15 protein-coding genes and 1 pseudogene are annotated in these 19,542 nt (G+C 34.0%); 7 read left to right on the plus strand and 9 right to left on the minus strand.

The features are described 5' to 3' along the window. Positions 1-4 precede the first annotated feature (4 nt). Entirely contained in the window at positions 5-676 is a 672-nt protein-coding gene (locus BMX64_RS09550) for a lysoplasmalogenase (protein ID WP_091170928.1), read from the plus strand. Positions 677-720: 44 nt separating this feature from the next. On the opposite strand, the gene BMX64_RS09555 is transcribed toward BMX64_RS09550, so the two are convergent. Continuing rightward, positions 721-1,137 (minus strand): DUF6691 family protein, encoded by a 417-nt coding sequence (locus tag BMX64_RS09555; protein WP_091170931.1) that lies wholly within the window; start codon positions 1,135-1,137, stop codon positions 721-723. A gap of 36 nt (positions 1,138-1,173) precedes the next feature. Continuing rightward, positions 1,174-1,734, minus strand: a complete 561-nt coding sequence (locus BMX64_RS09560) for a YeeE/YedE family protein (protein ID WP_091170935.1) — start codon at positions 1,732-1,734, stop codon at positions 1,174-1,176. Between the two features lie 443 nt (positions 1,735-2,177). Here BMX64_RS09560 and BMX64_RS09565 point away from each other — a divergent pair, with 443 nt between their 5' ends. The 4 genes from BMX64_RS09565 to BMX64_RS09580 all read left to right on the plus strand — a co-directional run bounded on the left by BMX64_RS09565 (position 2,178) and on the right by BMX64_RS09580 (position 5,830). Continuing rightward, positions 2,178-2,627: a 2-dehydro-3-deoxyphosphooctonate aldolase gene (locus BMX64_RS09565; protein ID WP_091170938.1), complete on the plus strand. Its 450-nt coding sequence runs from the start codon at positions 2,178-2,180 to the stop codon at positions 2,625-2,627. A gap of 211 nt (positions 2,628-2,838) precedes the next feature. Further along, positions 2,839-3,657, plus strand: coding sequence for a 3-deoxy-8-phosphooctulonate synthase (gene kdsA, locus BMX64_RS09570; RefSeq protein ID WP_091170943.1), 819 nt, complete (start codon positions 2,839-2,841; stop codon positions 3,655-3,657). Positions 3,658-3,675: 18 nt separating this feature from the next. Further along, positions 3,676-4,521, plus strand: a complete 846-nt coding sequence (locus tag BMX64_RS09575) for a hypothetical protein (protein ID WP_091170946.1) — start codon at positions 3,676-3,678, stop codon at positions 4,519-4,521. A gap of 214 nt (positions 4,522-4,735) precedes the next feature. Continuing rightward, positions 4,736-5,830: a PAS domain-containing sensor histidine kinase gene (locus BMX64_RS09580; protein WP_091170950.1), complete on the plus strand. Its 1,095-nt coding sequence runs from the start codon at positions 4,736-4,738 to the stop codon at positions 5,828-5,830. Between the two features lie 36 nt (positions 5,831-5,866). Here the strand turns inward: BMX64_RS09580 and BMX64_RS09585 are convergent, their stop codons facing one another. The 5 genes from BMX64_RS09585 to corA form a co-directional block, all read right to left on the minus strand. Beyond that, positions 5,867-7,246 (minus strand): M28 family peptidase, encoded by a 1,380-nt coding sequence (locus BMX64_RS09585; RefSeq protein WP_091170955.1) that lies wholly within the window; start codon positions 7,244-7,246, stop codon positions 5,867-5,869. A gap of 139 nt (positions 7,247-7,385) precedes the next feature. Continuing rightward, complete coding sequence (locus BMX64_RS09590; protein WP_091170958.1) at positions 7,386-9,482, minus strand: glycoside hydrolase family 97 protein; 2,097 nt, start codon at positions 9,480-9,482, stop codon at positions 7,386-7,388. A gap of 216 nt (positions 9,483-9,698) precedes the next feature. Then, a complete protein-coding gene (locus tag BMX64_RS09595) occupies positions 9,699-10,898 on the minus strand; it encodes an acetate/propionate family kinase (RefSeq protein WP_091170961.1) in 1,200 nt (399 codons plus the stop codon). Position 10,899: 1 nt separating this feature from the next. Continuing rightward, positions 10,900-12,993: a phosphate acetyltransferase gene (gene pta, locus BMX64_RS09600; RefSeq protein ID WP_091170965.1), complete on the minus strand. Its 2,094-nt coding sequence runs from the start codon at positions 12,991-12,993 to the stop codon at positions 10,900-10,902. Between the two features lie 54 nt (positions 12,994-13,047). Then, positions 13,048-14,118, minus strand: a complete 1,071-nt coding sequence (gene corA / locus BMX64_RS09605; RefSeq protein WP_091170969.1) for a magnesium/cobalt transporter CorA — start codon at positions 14,116-14,118, stop codon at positions 13,048-13,050. Positions 14,119-14,426: 308 nt separating this feature from the next. On the opposite strand from corA, the gene BMX64_RS09610 reads away from it, so the two are divergent. Continuing rightward, positions 14,427-16,988: a zinc-dependent metalloprotease gene (locus BMX64_RS09610; RefSeq protein ID WP_208858968.1), complete on the plus strand. Its 2,562-nt coding sequence runs from the start codon at positions 14,427-14,429 to the stop codon at positions 16,986-16,988. A gap of 301 nt (positions 16,989-17,289) precedes the next feature. Here the strand turns inward: BMX64_RS09610 and BMX64_RS09620 are convergent, their stop codons facing one another. Continuing rightward, positions 17,290-18,015, minus strand: a complete 726-nt coding sequence (locus tag BMX64_RS09620) for a bacteriorhodopsin-like (RefSeq protein WP_091170976.1) — start codon at positions 18,013-18,015, stop codon at positions 17,290-17,292. 111 nt (positions 18,016-18,126) lie between these two features. Here BMX64_RS09620 and BMX64_RS09625 point away from each other — a divergent pair, with 111 nt between their 5' ends. Further along, positions 18,127-19,056, plus strand: a complete 930-nt coding sequence (locus BMX64_RS09625; RefSeq protein WP_091170981.1) for a Brp/Blh family beta-carotene 15,15'-dioxygenase — start codon at positions 18,127-18,129, stop codon at positions 19,054-19,056. A gap of 56 nt (positions 19,057-19,112) precedes the next feature. Here BMX64_RS09625 and BMX64_RS09630 read toward each other — a convergent pair. After that, positions 19,113-19,532 (minus strand): annotated as a pseudogene (locus tag BMX64_RS09630) (Hsp70 family protein); the annotation flags it as partial. Positions 19,533-19,542: the final 10 nt, after the last annotated feature.

Here is a 19,542-nt window from a genome sequence, read left to right on the forward strand (position 1 = left end):
ACGTATGAAAAGCAACATAATAGTAAATAGTTTTATTGGATTTAGTCTTGTTTATCTTTCGTTTCTATTTTTTGGGAATGAAAATACAGTTTGGTTTTTGAAACCCTTTTTATTACCATTTTTACTTTTAGCTGTTTATTTTCACGAAAGATTCACTACCAAAAAAATTCTTTTAACCGCTTTGACTTTGTCTTGGATAGGTGATATTATTTTGATGTTTGCTGACAAAGGAGAATTATATTTTATAGCAGGGTTGATTGCTTTTCTTCTTTCGCACATTTCTTATATTATACTATTCAGCAAACAATTAAAGATTTACTTAAAGAAAAGTAAAATCATTTTTTGGGTTGGAGTAACAACTATTGCCTTTTATTTAATAGTGATGATGTTGATCTTATTACCAAGTTTAGGTGATTTAAAAATTCCGGTTTTTGTTTACGCGCTGACAATTTCAATTATGTTGTTATTTGCACTTAAAGGTTTTTTAAATTGGCAAAAACCCGCCAATATTTACATTCTAATTGGCGCTATCATTTTTGTAGCTTCTGATAGTCTTTTGGCTTTTGATAAGTTTTATACGCCATTGCAATACAGTTCCTTCCTGATTATGGCAACCTATTTACTTGCACAATATTTGATTGTTATGGGCATTTTGAAATTAAACAAAAAAAAGTAGCATTTTCATACGAGAATGCTACTTTGATACAAGCTATTTTTCGATTAATGAGGCAATTTATTTTTCAATAATCCATATAAATAAGTTCCTAAAAGAGCTCCAAAAAGTACTATAGAAACGGTCCAAAAACCCGCCCCAAGCAAGATAAATATTGGTCCAGGGCAAGAACCTACCAAAGCCCAACCCAATCCAAAAAACAATCCACCAATCCAATAGCGAGCAGAACCTTTTTCTTTATCCGGAATTTCTATAGATTCTCCTTTGATGTCTTTGATGTTATTTCTTTTTATGATTTGAATCCCAATAACTCCAGTCAAGATAGCCACAGCAATAATTCCGTACATGTGAAACGACTGAAATTGGAACATTTCATAAATACGATACCAAGAAACGGCTTCAGATTTAGTCAGTACAATTCCGAAAATAAATCCAACCAATAGATATTTTAGTATATTTTTCATGCTTTTTATTTTAAATTTTAAATGATGATTGCTTACCTAATTTACAATTAATGGCAATAAAAAATGCGCCATGATCAACCCACCAATGAAGAATCCAATTACCGCTTTCAAAGAAGGAATTTGTAAATTACTCAAGCCTGAAATAGCATGTCCAGAAGTACAACCACCGGCATAACGAGAGCCAAAACCAATCAAAACACCGCCAATAAGCAGTATAAAAATACTTTTTGGAGATTCTAAAATGGAGATTCCAAAAAGAGCATCTGGCATTAATTTTCCGTTTGGAGCCTCAATACCCAGTGTCGCTAATTGTGCAATTGTTTTAGGGTTTATAGCCACATTTGAAGCATCACTCATAAAATGAACAGCAACAAAACCACCTAACATAGCTCCAAGAATGACTACTAAATTCCAGCGTTGTGCTTTCCAATCGAAATCAAAAAAGGCTACTCGTTTTCCTAAACCCGCCATCGAACAAAGTGACCGCAAATTAGAAGACATTCCGAAAGACTTTCCAAAATATATAAGTGCTAACATAATCAAGCCGATTAAAAAACCGGAAACATACCAAGACCAAGTTTGAAAAATAATATCCATGTTGTTTTTTTTGCAAAGATAAGAAGCATTTGATGAGATTTTGGAAGAAATGCTACTTTCGCTAAAAAAGTGCGAATCCAAATTATTGCAGGAACACGCAGTAAGGTCTAAAGTTCTGTTTATATTTGTATTATTTAAATTGCATGGTATTGTAATTGCTATTTAAATTTTACTGCCATATCCTAAAATGAAAAGCATTTAATTTTAAACATATAAGTCATGTAAGCTAAAAAGTTTGTTTATCAAATTAGGGTTAAAAAGTAAATATAAGTTAAAAATATTCTTTGTAAGGTAAAGAGACTTTGCTTAAATGAACTACAAACTTGACTCGATTTTATTCAAATTAAAAAACTTATTTGTCTTATATGTTTAAAATATGTATTCAACACAATGCTGTTATTTTAAGACTTAAGCGAATTTAAACAATAAATTTATTTTAAAACATGAACAAATCAATCCTCCTTATTGCTTTAGTTATTAGTTTAGCTTCTTGCTCCAGTACGCAATCTACTTTGAAAAATACAGATGATAATGCGCCAAACCTTACCCTTTCAAAAGACAATACTTTTGTGATTACTGCATACAGTAAGGACAAAAAATATGGCTACGATAAAGATTATCCCATCAATATTTTCTTTAATAATACTAAAAATGAAACGATTAATCAAGACCGGTTTTTGAATGCTTTAGCAGGTCCCAAAGGCGAAAAAATCACGTTTACCAAACTAGAAAGCTGCTGTCCGTTTCCAACAAAAAGAAGTGAGTTGGGTGCCGGATTTTTGGATGTTTATGAATTAAAATGGGAAGGTCAAAAGAAACCGGTTCTACTGTACTTAAACATCTATGAAAAAGGAATTTTGATGGTTCCAATGGGACTTTCGTTAAAAAAATAATCACTTTAAAATCCCATAACATACATGTTTACCAAATCCCTAGCCCTGATGATAGTGAAAATCCTCCCGTTTTTCAGGGAGATTGTAATCTCGTCCTAATGACGAGACAGGAAACAGCTCCTAAAAAAAAGTTAATGCCCAAAATTATTTGCAAATCATAAATCGTAAATCGCAAATCATAACTACCTTTGCAACTTTAAAAAATCATATTATGAACCTACAACATATTCCACAAATCAAATATACTGACAGTGGTAATTTCTTCTTGCTAGCTGGGCCATGTGCCATTGAAGGGGAAGAAATGGCCATGCGAATTGCCGAAAAATTAGTTGGAATTACTGATAATTTACAAATCCCTTTCGTTTTTAAAGGTTCTTTCAAGAAAGCAAACCGTTCTAGAATTGATAGTTTTTCAGGAATTGGAGATGAAAAAGCACTGAAAATCCTTAGAAAAGTTTCGGAAACATTTAAGGTTCCTACTGTTACTGACATTCATACAAATGAAGATGCTGATATGGCGGCTCAATATGTTGATGTGTTGCAAATTCCCGCTTTTTTAGTGCGCCAAACCGATTTAGTCGTAGCAGCTGCCAATACCGGAAAAGTGGTCAACTTGAAAAAAGGACAATTCATGAGTCCGGAAAGCATGAAGCATGCGGTTCAAAAAGTATTGGATTGTCACAATGAAAACGTGATGGTTACAGATAGAGGAACGATGTTTGGCTATCAAGATATGATTGTTGATTTCAGAGGAATTCCTACGATGCAACAATACGCTACCACTGTTCTTGATGTTACCCATTCGCTGCAACAACCCAACCAAACGGCTGGCGTAACAGGTGGAAGACCAGACATGATTGAAACTATTGCCAAAGCTGGTATTGCTGTAGGCGTAGATGGAATTTTTATTGAAACTCATTTTGATCCTGCTAATGCAAAAAGCGATGGTGCTAATATGTTGCATTTGGATTATTTCGAATCCTTAATGACCAAGTTAGTCGCTATCAGAAAAACAATTAATACATTTTAAATTTAGGCCCCAAATTCATTGAAACACTTTTTATTATATTCCGCATTCCTTACTATTTTATTTACCAATAACACAATTGCACAGGAAACTACAGAAATTCAAAATAAATATACAACTCATAACAAAGGAAAATTTTTTATTTCATGGGGAGGAAACAGAGACAGTTACTCCAAATCAGACATAACCTTTCGAGGTAAAGATTACAATTTTACTTTAGAAAATGTTCAAGCGCATGACAAACCAAAAGGTTGGCATGTAGACTATATTAATCCCGCCAGAATGACTATTCCTCAAACTAATTTTAGAATGGGGTATTTCATAAGTGACCATTATAGTGTTGCAATAGGTGTAGATCACATGAAATATGTGATGTCGCAAAATAAGGCTGTGGACATCAATGGGTATTATCCAAATCCGGGATCTTATGATGAATTGTTGGCGAATAACCAAGTGCTTTTGACTGAAGAATTTCTAAAGTATGAGCATACCGATGGTTTGAATTATGTGAATACAGAGTTTTCTCGACATGATGATATTTCGTCTATTTTCAAAATTGAAAATACCGATAAAATTCAAATCAATTTAACTGAGGGAGTTGGTTTTGGTCTCTTATATCCTAAAACTAATACAACTTTATTGGGAAAAGAACGTCATGATGATTTTCATGTTTCGGGTTTTGGAACTTCTTTGAAAGCAGGATTGAATGTTACTTTTTTCAAACACTTTTATATTCAAGGAGAACTTAAAGGTGGCTATATTAATATGCAAGACATTCGAACTACGCAAAGCACCGAAGACAGTGCTTCACAGGATTTTTTCTTTTTTCAGAGAATCATTGCCGTGGGTGGAATTTTTAGAATTTAATTCATCCTCAATCAAAAATTATCAAAGCTATCATTTATGATGGCTTTTTTTTATGAATTTACATTTAAAATTATCAAAATCTACAGAATCAATAACAGTAGAATTGTTTTTCTTTTTTTTCTTTTTTTAAATTATAATTAGCTAAATTTATCCATTAGACTTATTTATTTAAAGTCGGATTTCTTTAGCACTAAATAATTTTTTAAAATTATAAATGACCGAAAATAACGCCTCAATTTCTTCTTTAAAAACGGACTATCACTTTGATAATTTCTTTAACATCTCAGCAGATTTTATTTGCATTGCAGGATTTGATGGCTATTTCAAAAGAATAAATCCCGCTGTTTCAAAATTATTGGGATATACTGATGATGAATTGTATGCAAAACCCATAAGCAGTTTTGTTTATGCTCCAGATCTTAAAATTACTATCGAAACTAGGGAACAAGTATATAAAAATAAGCCGCTTTTGAATTTTGAAAACCGCTATTTGACTAAAAGCGGCGAAATTGTCTGGTTATCTTGGACATCAATGCCTGTCGAGTCCGAAAAATTAGTGTACGCAATTGCAAAAAATATCACCCATAAAAAAAGAATCGAAGAAGAACGTAATCTACTCCTTGCAAATTTGACCCAAATCAATAAAGAACTTACCGTTTTATCTCATAAAACATCCCATGATTTAAAGTCTCCGATCAATAATATGCTTTCGGTTTTTAGTTTGATTGATAGTAGCAAAATACACGATCCGGAAACACTGGAATTAATCAACATCCTTAAATTAACCAGTGAAAATTTAAAACAAACATTAAGCGATTCCATTGACGAATTAGTAGAAAATGAGAGTATCAATACTCAAATAGAAGAAATAAATTTAAATGAATCACTGAAAGAAGTCCTAATTTCCATAAATTCTTTAGTCCAAGATTCAAAAGCAGTAATTAAAGTTGACTTTTCAGCTTTTGAAAATGTTACTTTTAACAAAGCATATATCAAAAGTATTTTTTTAAATTTAGTAACCAATTCTATTAAATATGCAAAACCACATCATGTACCAGTTATAACTATCCACTCAAAAAAAGTCAATGGAGTAAATCAATTAATTTTTTCTGATAATGGACTTGGTTTCGATATGGATAAAGTGCGGGATAAGATTTTTGGATTGTACGAAAAATTTCATAGCAATAGCGACAGTAACGGTATAGGACTCTATTTAGTTTATAATCACATTACGAGCTTAGGTGGCCGAATTGCAGTGGAGAGTAAAATTAATGAGGGTGCTAAATTCACTATTTCTTTCAAATATTAAAAAAATGATTTTAGCACCTTCAAATTAAAGTTTTTTTTATTTTACTATACCATTCTGATCCATCAGATAAAGTAAGGAAGCCATAGCTGCTGCTCCCAGTTCTAACTCTCTTTTATTGACAGCATCAAAAGTGTCATTTGCAGCATGATGATAATCAAAATAACGCTGAGAATCCGGCTGTAATCCCACTTTTACGATGTGATTGGATTGTAACGGACCAATATCAACTCCGGAATGTCCTTTTACAAATTTGTGAATTAAATAGGGTTCAAATAATGTTGCCCAACTACTGATTTTATTAAAATTAGCTTCATCAGCTTCAATTGAAAATCCCCTTGGAGAAAATCCACCCGAATCACTTTCTAAAGCAAAAATGTGATTTTCATTGTTTTTATTGGACTGTTTTTCATATTCTTTTCCGCCTCGAACACCGTTTTCCTCGTTCATAAACAAAACCACACGCAACGTATTTTTAGGCTTGTATCCAATATTTTTGAAGATATTCAACACTTCCATACTTTGGACACATCCTGCGCCATCATCGTGAGAACCATCTCCAAGATCCCAAGAATCAAGATGCCCACCAACGACCATTATTCTTTCAGGATGCTCAGAACCGGTCATTTCGCCAACAACATTATAGGATAAAACATCAGCAAATGTTTCACATGATTGTTTGAAATAGAATGCTGCATTTGGATTTTGTTTTAAACTTTTGCTTAAAATTTCGGCTCCATTTGTACTAATGGCAGCAGCCGGAATTCGTTGTTCTTTGGCAATTTCTCCATAATTAGTTGCACCGGTATGCGGTAAATCATCCAAGCGCAAATTCATGGATCTGACAATTACGGCTAATGCCCCTAGTTTACCGGCTTCTCTGGCTCCAGAGGATCTTTGGTCCACACAACTTCCATACGCTTTGAAAGTTTCTATGAATTCTGGATTCATGGGTCTGTTAAAAAAAACTATTTTTCCTTTTACTTTGGTTTCGCCAAGAGCAGCTAATTCTTCTAAACTATTTACTTCCAGTATTGGCGCTTGCAATCCTTTTTTAGGAGTGGCAACGGAACCGCCTAGCGCACATATTGGGAAATTGATCTTTTGTTTTCCAACTTGTAAATACCCGATTTCTTTTTCGCCCCGAACCCATTTGGGCACCATTACTTCCTGAAGGTAGACTTTATCTAAACCCAGTGTTTCCAATTGTGCTTTGGCATACAAAACCGCTTTTTCTGCTCCTATGGAACCTGATAATCGGGAACCAATGGTATTCGACAAATGGTCCAGCCACGGGTAACATTTAGCATTGGTCAACGATGATTTGTAAATTTCCTTTAAAGTTTGTTCATCTTTAGTTTGCGCAAAAGCAGTGATTCCACTAAACAAAAGCGCAGCTAAAACAATTGATTTTTTCATAATAAATTTAGGCTTTCTGGGTATTCTTATTTATAATTTTGGTTTTGGTTGCTGTGGCAATTTCGTAATTCTTAACGAATATTCTATGTTAGATTAAAAAAAATCCTGCAAGTTTTAAAGCTCTTGCAGGATATCCTTATTAATTTATTGGTTCAAAACTGATTGCCGTTCCTCCTCCCGGAGCCAAATTCAACTTAATTTTTGATTTGCTCGTCACTGTCATTGTTCTTATTTTATAAGCAATTGGATTGTTCTTCCAATCGGCATCTTTCGCATCTTCATAAATAATAGCTTTATATTTTTTTCCTTTGGTCAGGAAGTCTAATTTTATTTCTGATGTTCTGGCATTCTCATCTGTGATTGCTCCTAAAAACCAAGTTTCTTTTCCTTTGGTTTTTCGGGCAACCGTAAGATAATCGCCTGGTTCCGCTTCTAAATATTTGCTTTCATCCCAATCAGTTTCAACGTCTTTGATAAACTGAAACGCATCTGGGTATTTCTCGTAATTTTCTAATAAATCGGCCGCCATTTGCAACGGAGAATACATTGTAACGTACAAAGCCAGTTGTTTGGCTAAAGTGGTATGAACCTGCTCCGTTTTATTTTTATCATAATAACTCATTTTGATTTCGAAAATTCCCGGCGTATAATCCATAGGTCCACCCAGTTGTCTTGTAAAAGGCAAAATAGTTTCGTGCATAGGTGGATTTCCAACGCTCCATGCATTGAATTCATTCCCACGAGCTGCTTCGGCAGCGATATAATTAGGATACGTTCTTCCAAAACCGGTTGGTCTTGACGATTCATGGGAGTTTATCATAATCTTATAATCTGCAGCGCGTTTAACCACAAAATTGAAATGATTCACCATAGATTGTCCGTCATGAAACTCGCCACGCGGAATGATTTTGCCCACATAACCCGATTTTACTGCTGGATATTCGTATTTTTTCATCAAATCAAAAGCACGATCCAAATGTCTTTCATAATTACTAACAGAACCTGATGTTTCATGATGCATGATCATTTTGACATTTTTTTCTTTGGCGTAAGCCGAAAGAGCGGCAATATCGAAATCCGGATAGGGCGTTGTAAAGTCAAAAACTTCCTCTTTCCAGTTTCCGTTCCAGTCTTCCCAACCTACATTCCAACCTTCTACCAATACGCCATCAAAACCGTTTTTTGCGGCAAAATCAATGTATCGTTTCGTATTTTCGGCAGTAGCACCGTGTTTCCCCGATGCTTTTGGTACATCCGCAAAATTAGTGGCATTTTGAGAACCTGCATAATCCCAAGTAGATTTCTCTACGTGCATTTCCCACCAAATTCCAACATATTTCATGGGTTTAATCCAAGAAGTATCTTCTAATTTTGACGGTTCGTTTAGGTTCAGAATCATTTTAGAAGCCACAATATCTCGGGCATCATCGCTAATCATGATTGTTCTCCAAGGCGATACACAAGGCGTTTGTAAATAGGCTTTGTCACCAATTGCATTCGGAACTAATTCGGCTTTTAATTTGTAATTTGTCACATCAGCATTCAAATGCATTACAGGATAATTGACTACTGCCGCTTCAAAAATATTGAGATACAAACCTGATGGTGATTTCATCATCAATGGCGTTTGAACCATATATTTTCCTGGAATGGACTTTACTCCAATTCCGTTGTTCATATTGATTTTGGAGTTATCAATTTCAGAAAATGAAGTTTCATTGTATTCGTATTCATTACTGTCGAAATCTCCTGGAATCCAGAATACTTTGTTGTTTTCGATTAAATTAAATTGGGTAACCTCATCAGAGATGATGAAATAATTCAATTCCGCTTGTTTTGGAAAATCATATCTGAAAGCAACTCCTTCATCAAAAACTCTAAAAATGATATTCATTTTCACCTTAGTTTCCTTGTTGATCAGCGAAACATTAAGTTCATTATAGTGATTTTTAATACTGGATTGTTCCCCTAAAACTGGTTTCCAAGATTCGTTGAAACTAGAAGTTTTTGAAGTCAGTATTTCAAAATTTGCGCCTAAAGCTGGTTTTTCCTTTAATTTTATACCCAAAGCACTTTCCAAAACGACCGCTTTGTTTTTGTAATTTACAGAATAAAAAGGTTGACCATTTGTCCCTAATTTGAAATTTAAGGCAATTTTACCCGATGGCGATTGAACGCTTTGGGCATGAAGTAATCCCGTTGCAAAAACGAAAAAAACAGAAAATAAATATCTCATCTGGTTATTTGTTAATTTATTAAATCAAAACTAATTATTAATCTAATACTATTTTATTAAAAAAAAACTACAACCTTGTAGTGGTAATAAATTGTTTTTAATTTTAAGAATTAACTTAATAAAAATTAAATTTAACCCATTAATATCTATTTAAAATATAATTTAACTGTATATAAAAAGTCTAAATCAAGGAGCTCTTATTATATTGTTCTTGTTTTAATTCAACAGCAAATGGTGAACCTGATTGGCAATTTCGATTTCCTCATTGGTAGGAATTACCAATATTTTAGTCTTGGATTCTGCTGTGTTGATTTCTCTAATTTCTTTAGAGCGAATTTCATTTTTGGAAGCATCCAATGCTATTCCAAAATAATCCATATCCGTACACACTAATTTCCTGATGTAAGAAGAGTTTTCTCCAATCCCAGCCGTAAAAATAATGGCGTCGAGTCCATTTAAAACGGCTGAATAAGAACCAATATATTTCTTAATTCGATACGCATTCATGGCCAAAGCCAATTGACAATCCGCATTTCCGTTCTCCGCATTGGCTTCTATATCCCGTAAATCGCTGTAACCGGTAAGCCCCAGCATTCCGCTTTGTTTTTGCAACATTGTATTCACGGCTTCAAGCGAATAACCCAAAGTATTTACCAAATAAAATATAACGGATTGATCCACATCTCCGCTTCGGGTACCCATAATTAATCCGTTCATTGGACCAAAACCCAATGTATGATCAATACTTTTTCCATCTTTTATTGCGGTCATACTGCAACCGTTCCCTAAATGTATCGTGATAATTTTAGACCCTTTATTCTTCGTGTTTTGTTCTAAATAACGAATCGCATTTTCCGAAACGTATTTGTGACTTGTACCGTGAAATCCGTAAACACGAATCTTATTTTCCGTCAAAAGATAATTTGGTACCGCATATTTATGCGCTACAACAGGAATTGTTTGATGAAAAGCAGTATCAAAAACGGCCACTTGTTGTGCTGAGCTAAAAATTTCTTCCGCCACATTTATCCCTTCTAAATTGGCAGGATTATGCAGAGGCGCTAAATCAAAAAGCTGCCTGATTTTGTCTTTTACTTCAGTGGTAATAATAACAGTATTCGAAAAAGCGCTTCCGCCATGTACCACACGATGTCCGACCGCCTCTATTTCTTCCGTGCTTTTAATCACTCCCACTTTATCATCCATCAGGAGCTGAGCAATTTTTTCCAAACCAATTTTATGGTTTGCAATAGTTAAAATCTCTTCAAATTTAGTAGTATTGGTCACATAGGTTAGATTTGAAGTTTCCAATCCTATTCTGTCAATCATCCCCGAACAAATCACTTCATTCGCCGGCATGTTAATCAATTGGTATTTTATGGAGGAACTCCCTGAGTTTATAATTACTATTTTCATTTTATAATCCTTGTGCTTGAATCGCCGTAATCACGACTGTATTTATAATATCATCTACCGTACAACCACGGCTTAAATCATTAACCGGCTTGTTCAATCCTTGTAACATCGGTCCAATTGCTAAGGCACCAGTTTCCCTTTGCACTGCTTTATACGTATTATTTCCTGTATTTAAATCCGGGAAAATTAGAACGCTGGCTTGCCCTGCCACTTCTGAATTTGGCATTTTACTTTTTCCAACAGCCATATCAACCGCAGCATCATACTGAATAGGACCTTCAATCTTTAAATCAGGGCGTTTTTTTCTCACTATTTCAGTTGCAGTCCGCACTTTATCTACTTCATCTCCTTTTCCTGAAGAACCGGATGAGTAGGAAAGCATGGCGATTTTTGGTTCAATTCCAAAAGCCAAACTAGAATCCGCAGATGAAATGGCAATTTCTGCCAACTGTTCCGCAGTAGGATTTGGGTTAATGGCGCAATCTCCAAAAACTGAAACTCTGTCCTCTAAACACATGAAAAATACCGATGAAACTACTGATGAATTTGGTTTTGTTTTAATGAATTGCAACGCTGGTAAAATGGTATGTTGTGTAGTGTGCGCCGCGCCGGAAACCATTCCGTCAGCGTGGCCTTTGTAAACCATCATCGTTCCAAAATACGAAACATCTTCCATCAAATCTTTCGCCATTCCTAAAGTAACATTTTTCGCTTTTCGCAACTCATAATACGTGTTTACATAATCGTCATAATGCTCAGATTCTATAGGATTAATGATTTGCACTTTGGAAAAATCAAAAAACAAACCTAATTCCGCAACTTTACTTTCTATTTGTTTTTTGTTGCCAATAATCGAAATATCCACCACATTCATTTCTAATAAACGGGATGCCGCCATAATAATTCTATCGTCATTCCCTTCCGGCAGAACAATGTGTTTCCTGTGTTGTCTGGCTCTTTTAACCAAATTATACTGAAACATTTTTGGCGTCATTCCCTCCGCTTCAAAAGTAATCAGCTTTTCAGCCAAGTTGTCTAAGTCTACATATTTTTCGAAAGTCGTAATCGAAATTTCAATCTTCTGCTTGTTGTTTGCATAAATTTTAGATTTAATCGATCCTATTTTATTGGTGATAAAATACGTCCCTTCTTCCACGGCAATAATCGGAACAATCGTCGAAAGTCCTTCTATCAATTTCAAAATACTGATCTCCGGCAAAATATTTCCTGTCAAAACAATTCCGGAAATAGTTGGATAATTAAGGGATTCATTGGCTTGCAAAGCTCCTAAAATAATGTCGGCACGATCTCCGGGAGTAATCACCAGACTATTCTCTTTTAAATGCAACAAATAATTACACAATTGCATGGCGCCAACGCTAAAATTTCCAGTTTGGTTGTTTAAGTGAGCGGAACCAAATAAAACTTTGGCATCCAACTCATTTACGATTTCCTGTACTGTTGGATTATTCAAATTATGGATTAAGGGAATCGCATTTACCATCACGCTTTCAGGCAAACTTTTTCTTAAACCAGTAGTTACTATTTCTATATTCTCCTGTTGTACTTTATTGGCAATCACGGCCAATACCTCCACATCCTTCACTTTGAAAGAATCATAAGCCAGATACAAACTGTCCAATAATTCTTCCAGTGTTTTGCCTACTCCGGAACCTACAATAATCGTTGGGATTCCAAGATTTTTAGCAATCAGAACGTTCATGTCTAATTCTATCACCGTTCCTTCCCCACTGAATCCCGTTCCTTCGACCAAAACAAAATCAAAACGTTCCTCTAATTTCTTATATTTTTCAATAATTAAATCGAGAACTTCTCCTATTTTTCCTTTATTTTTTTTCTTAATTAATTTACTTTTTGTGATGGCAAACGCATCTTCAAACTCGATATCCAAACCAAAATGACCAATCACCGTTTCGATATGATTGTCAAATCCTCCTTCTTCAGTGTCCTCAATAATTGGCCTGAAATACCCCACTTTGGCAGTTTTGCCAATAAGCATACTCATCAGTCCTAATGTGATGATCGACTTACCGCTATTTTGTTCGCTTGTTGCTATATAAATGGCCTTGTTCATTTTTTTATTTTTTATTTAATTCCAAAAAAAATTGGATATATTGCTTTTTATGTATTAAAACCAACGACGTTTTTTAAAATAGACAATCATTCCTATTCCTATCAAAATCATAATAGCCATTACCGTATGGTAGCCGTATTCGCGCCTAAGTTCTGGCATATTCTCAAAATTCATTCCGTAAACTCCCACGATAAAAGTAAGCGGAATAAATATTGCCGAAACGATGGTCAGCGTTTTCATTATCTCATTCATCTTATGGGTTTGTGCCGAAAAAAAGAAATTAGAAGCACTTTCCAATGAACCCATATCCGATTCAATTTGTTCCAAAAGCTCTAAACTCTTTTGATGTAATCGTGCAAAAAAGCTAAAATTTTCACTTTCTATTGCATTAAAAACATTGTCATCTTTAATACTTTTTATGTTGTACAAAGATTCTCTTAACGGAATTATGGAACGCTTCAAAAAGTTAAAATTATCTCTGTGTTTTTCAATTTTTTCCAAAATTATGGGGTCAGCACTTTGCTTGGAAAGATTAATCAGTTCTTCTACTTTGTCTTCTTCATTTTCCAGGGTAATATAAAAATTTTCCATAATGGCATCCAAAAGAATATACAAAAGATAGTCGGCTTTTTTTGTTCTTACAATACCTGAATGTGTTCTTAATCGTTCTCGAATGTGAGTAAAAAAGTCGCTTCTTTTTTCCTGAAAAGAAATTAGAACCCCATCTTTTATCAAAAAACTTATTTGCTCGACTGTTATATTATCTGAATCTCCTAAAGGCAAAAGTGATTTTATATTGAAAAATAAAACATCCGATAACTCCTCCACTTTAGTCCTTCTTGTCGTATTCAAAATATCGGCCAACATGAAATTGTCGATTTTGAAATAACTTCCAATAGACTTCATCAATTCTATGTTATTCAAACCATGTATATTCAGCCAATTATTCTTATGGACATTCATATATTTATCTAAATCTGAAACCATAAAACCTTCATACTCTGTCAGATTTAAATTATCGTATACAAACAACTGCATTTCCGATTCGTTTTCTTTATGAATTCCCGTGTATTCCAGATTATTGGGTTGGAGTTTTCTTCCTTTTTTGTATTTAATTTTTCTCATTCAAAAATCATTTATAGAGTAATATTACGAAAAAGTTTTACAAAAGCCCCAATCCTTCTGGCTTTTGACATTTCGAAAAACAAAAATAGGTAGAAATAACAATCCCTTTTATGAGAAAAATCATGTAAGGATTATAAATCTGTAATTAATGAACGATTGTTAATTATTGTTAATTATTTAAAATCGTTTTTTGAAATAATATGTTTTTAAAAATATATCAATAGATTTGAAAATTAATAGTGAATAAATAGAAGATTCTTTTAATTATTTACTAAAAACTTATTATTAACTATTATATGTTTAACCAAATGATCAAAAAAAACCTAACCTTATTTATTGTATTGCTGTTGATTTTTTCTGCCCAAGACACATTCGCACAAAGCCGAAAAAAAAGAAAAGCAGATAAAGATGCTATTGCAAAAGTGGATGCTAAAGCCGCTGATGCCAAAAAAGAACCCAAACCGTACAAAAAAGTAATTGATTCGAGTGCTGTTACACAAAGAGGATTAATCGATGTTCATAAAATAGACAACAAATACCTTTTTGAAATTCCAGATTCTATTATAGGAAGCGAAATGATGACTATCACCCGATATTCTAAAACACCGGCCGGAGGAGGGATTTTTGGTGGAGAAGAAATCAACAGACAAGTGGTGCGTTGGGAAAAAGGTTTGAATAACAATATCTTATTGAGATCTATTACCTATGTTATTATGTCTCCGGATGAAGACAAACCAATGGCTCAAGCAGTCAAAAATTCAACTTCAGATCCAATTATTGGAAATTATGATGTTCTGGCGTACAAAAAAGATGATGCTGGAAAAATCACAGGTTATGTAGTCGATTTATCCACTACTTTCGATGCTGATGTTCAAACTTTTTCTTTGGATCCAATTAAGAAACAATTATTAAACATTCAAACGTTTCAAAAAGACAGATCATTTATCTCAAAAGTAAGCAGTTTTCCAATAAACACTGAAATTAGAAGTGTAAAAACCTTTACGACAACACCACCGAAAATCAATACTACCCCAACACCAAAAATAGGAGTTGATTTACCTTCTGCTTTAGATGCAGGCGTAATTACTGTAGAAATGAATACTTCTATGATTTTATTGCCAAAAAATCCGATGCGCAAAAGAGAATTTGATGCGCGTGTAGGGTATTTTGCAAACCAATATGGTGTATTTGAAGAAGAATCTCAAAAATCAGATACCAAAGTATTTGCGGTAAGATGGCGTTTAGAACCTAAATCTGCTGAAGATGCTCAAAAACAAAAAAAGGGTGAATTAATTGAGCCTTTGAAACCGATTGTATATTACATTGACCCGGCGACTCCTGAAAAATGGAAAAAATTTATCAAACAAGGTATTGACGATTGGCAAATTGCCTTTGAAAATGCAGGTTGGAAAAATGCCATTCGTGGAGAATATTGGCCAGAAAATGACCCTACAATGAGCTTGGAAGATGCTCGTTTTTCTGTTTTAAGATACTTCGCTGCTGAAATTCAAAATGCTTATGGTCCTAATGTTCACGATCCAAGGAGTGGTGAAATTTTGGAAAGCCACATTGGTTGGTATCATAATATCATGAGTCTTTTAAGAAATTGGTATTTGATTCAAACTGCAGCGGTTGATCCTGCTGCAAGATCTAAAAAGTTTGACGACAAATTAATGGGAGAATTAATCCGATTTGTTTCTTCTCATGAAGTAGGTCATACTTTAGGTTTACGTCATAATATGGGAGCAAGTTCTGCTACTCCAGTTGAGAAACTAAGAGATAAAGAATACCAAGCGAAAAACGGACACACGTCTTCTATCATGGATTATGCACGTTTCAACTATGTTGCACAACCGGAAGATGACGTTACTACCTTATTTCCTAGAATTGGAGATTATGACAAGTGGGCTATTAAATGGGGATATTCTTATTTTGAAGACACTAAAAATGAAGCACAAGAGAAAGCTTTCTTGAATGAAATGACAAAAGAAGCGTATAAGAATAATCGTTTATGGTTCGGTACGGAATCCAGTCCTTATGATCCGAGATATCAAACGGAAGATATTGGTGATAATGCCATGAGAGCCTCTGAATACGGAATCAAAAACTTGAAAAGAATTTTGCCTAATTTATTAGAGTGGACTAAAGAAAATGGAGAAAGTTATGCTGAACTAGACGAACTTTACGGCGCACTTACAGGACAATTCAGAAGATATATGGGACATGTCACTAAAAATGTGGGAGGAATCTATGATTCGCCAAAAACGTATGACATGACCGGAAATCAATTTGAAGTAGTTCCAAAAAGTATTCAAAAAGACGCTGTGGCATTCTTGAATACTCAATTGTTCAACACTCCAAAATGGTTATTGGATCAAAATGTCCTTTCGAAAATTAACCCGGAAAGCGGTGTTGAAGCAATCAAAGGAATGCAAGATGCAACACTAACTAGCTTGTTAGCCGGTGACAGAATGGTTCGCCTTTTAGAAACCTCAACTGCTAGTAAAGACAATTATTCTGTAGACGAATTAATCAGTGATTTGAATAAAGGAATTTTCTCTGAATTAAAAAGCAATAGTTCTATTGATATGTATCGCAGAAACATTCAAAAATTGTATGTAGACAAGATGATTGGTATGCTAAAACCCGGTAATGCAGAAGTAAGATCGGTTCCGGTTGGTGTAACGTATGGTTTCAATACCAGAAGAGTGAATTTAGCACAAACGGATTTACCTTCTATTGCCAGAGGTCAATTGAATTCTCTTAAAAATGATTTAAAAATGTCTTCAGCTAGAATGTCAGACCGAATGAGTAAATATCATGTACTCGATTTGATTTCTAGAATTGGTGAAGCTTTAGATCCAAAATAATAATAAAAAAGGGAAAATGTTTTAAGAACATTTTCCCTTTTTTTTTGTGATGTGTTTGATGTGGTTTCAACGTGAATAAACACATTTATAGAATACACATTATTCTATAAATGCACGGTGGAGAGACGCATATTGTAAATACGCACTGCAGTGCGTCTCTACGTAATAAATTAATAATAACAAAACCCGACTTGTTTCAAAAACAGGTTGGGCATTTTGTTAGCTATAATTCCATAAAAAAAACCGAACTATCACTAGTCCGGTTTTTAAATCAAATATTAAAAAAAAATAATAAAAGTAATTAATCTTTAGACGATTTTACGGCTAAACTGTAGATTACCAATCCAAAACCAATTTTGTTAATCGCATCTGCAATGTTGTAGGCCACGTCAATATTACCAGCTGGTATAAATCCGTTGTACCATCCTGATGTGCCCATCATATATCCTAATGGATAGATTGACCATCCAACAAGAACAAACCAGCATAAGATTTTGTGTGCTTTTTGAATTTCTCCACCAGCTGATGCAGCTAATTTCGCAGCTTCACCTAACCAAATCTCGTACACAATTGCAAAGTAAGCTAATCCAGAAATGAACCCCCATAAAGCAGCGCTTTCTGGTGCAATAACTTCACCAATATAACCTGTTACTAACATGATTACTGAATAGATAATCATTTTCCATAATAAGGACTGTTTTGCTCCAGCTACCTTTAGTATTAGGTAAAATTCTAAACACATTAACGGCACCGTTAGCACCCAGTCAACGTAACGAAAGAAAGTTGGTGACTCCCCAAAAGAAGCCCAATAATCTCTCATGTAGAAATAATGTACAGCAGCAATAAAAGTGATTAATCCTGACACCAATACTGAAGTACGCCACTTTTTATCAAACTGGCTTAAGGATAAAAAGAAAAATGCTGAAGCGGCCATCATTGCCATACAGCCTACAAAAAAAGTAAACCCAACGTAATCAGTTGGCAACATTTTCCCAACTAATCCTGAAATAAACATAAAATTTGTCATAAATAATTATTTTAATGGTTTTTTGTTCAATCAAATATAGCAAAAGTTAAACAATAAAAAATCATTTTTGTTTAATATTTTTTAACTAATTTTAAACATTAATTAAATTTCATGAAAAATTATTCAAATATTGCAATTGTAGCAAGCTTTTTCGGGTTATGGATGGATTCATTTCTTTCGACTCAACTTCAGATAGTTTTAGGTTTCTTCTTGATTTTTACTTTTGGAATATTACATGGTGCAAACGATTTACTTCTAATTCAAAATATTAAAACCGTAAAACAGTCCAATTCCTGGTTTAAAATACTCGGATATTATTTAGTAGTGGTTTTAACAGGTGCCTTTCTGTTTTATACAATTCCGCAAGTGGCGTTACTATTATTCATACTTGTAAGCGCCTATCATTTTGGCGAACAGCAATGGCAAGATCTACAACATGACTTTCCCAAATGGCTGGTAATAATATTCCAATTTATATATGGATTAGTTATTCTTCTTTTACTGTTTAATTTTCACTTGATTGAAGTGCAAAATATCATTTTAAACATTGCAAATATCAGCATTTTTGATAGTTACTTTACCATTATACTGCAGGTTTCAGGAATTATTTTTATTAGCTTAAGCGCATATTTGTATTGGAAATCAGAAAATATCAGAAAAAAACTAATTTTAGAATTCTTTTATTTGGTTCTATTTGCAATCCTCTTTAAGTCTTCCAGTCTGATATGGGGATTTGCCATTTATTTTGTTTTATGGCACAGCATTCCTTCAATAATTGACCAAATTAAATTTTTGAATGGTTCCTTTTCAATAAAATATTTTTTTGCCTATTGTAAAGCGGCAGGGATTTATTGGTTACTATCTATAGTAGGAATTACACTGATCTATTATATATGTAAAGAGGAACAATTGTTTAATGCTTTGTTTTTCTCCTTTTTGGCCGCCATAACCTTTCCACATGCGGTAGTAATTACAAACATGTTTGGCACAAAACAGCCTAAAAAAATAGAAACGCATAAAAAAACCGTTTACCAACGGTGAACGGTTTTCTATATTAACAATAAAGACGGACAACAGTCCGTCTCTTCGGGGAATTATTATTTTACATCTTCGAATTCAACTTCTTCAACATTGTCTCCTTGAGCAGCATCCCCATGAGGTTGTGCTTCTCCTTAACCTTATTCTCCTTAAACACACATCGCTTCAGTTGCTTTTTTCCAAGCAGCGTTGATGTTATCAAAAACCATTTGAATTGCAGGAATGTCTAGAGATTGAGCCATTCTCAATTCAATCAATGCATATGCTACAGCGACTTTGTTTTCATCAGATAATTTAGACCCTAATTCATTCAATTGAGTTTCAGTTTGGAAAATCATTCCGTCCGCTTCGTTCAATTTTTCTGTTCTTTCTCTTAAAAGTTTGTCAGAATCAGCATTAGCTTCTGCCTCTTTTTTCATTCTTACGATTTCTTCAGCTGCTAAACCCGACTCATTTCTGAAAAGAATCGGGCTAAATTTTAAAACTAAA

Source organism: Flavobacterium sinopsychrotolerans, assembly GCF_900110375.1.
GTDB classification, from domain to species: domain Bacteria; phylum Bacteroidota; class Bacteroidia; order Flavobacteriales; family Flavobacteriaceae; genus Flavobacterium; species Flavobacterium sinopsychrotolerans.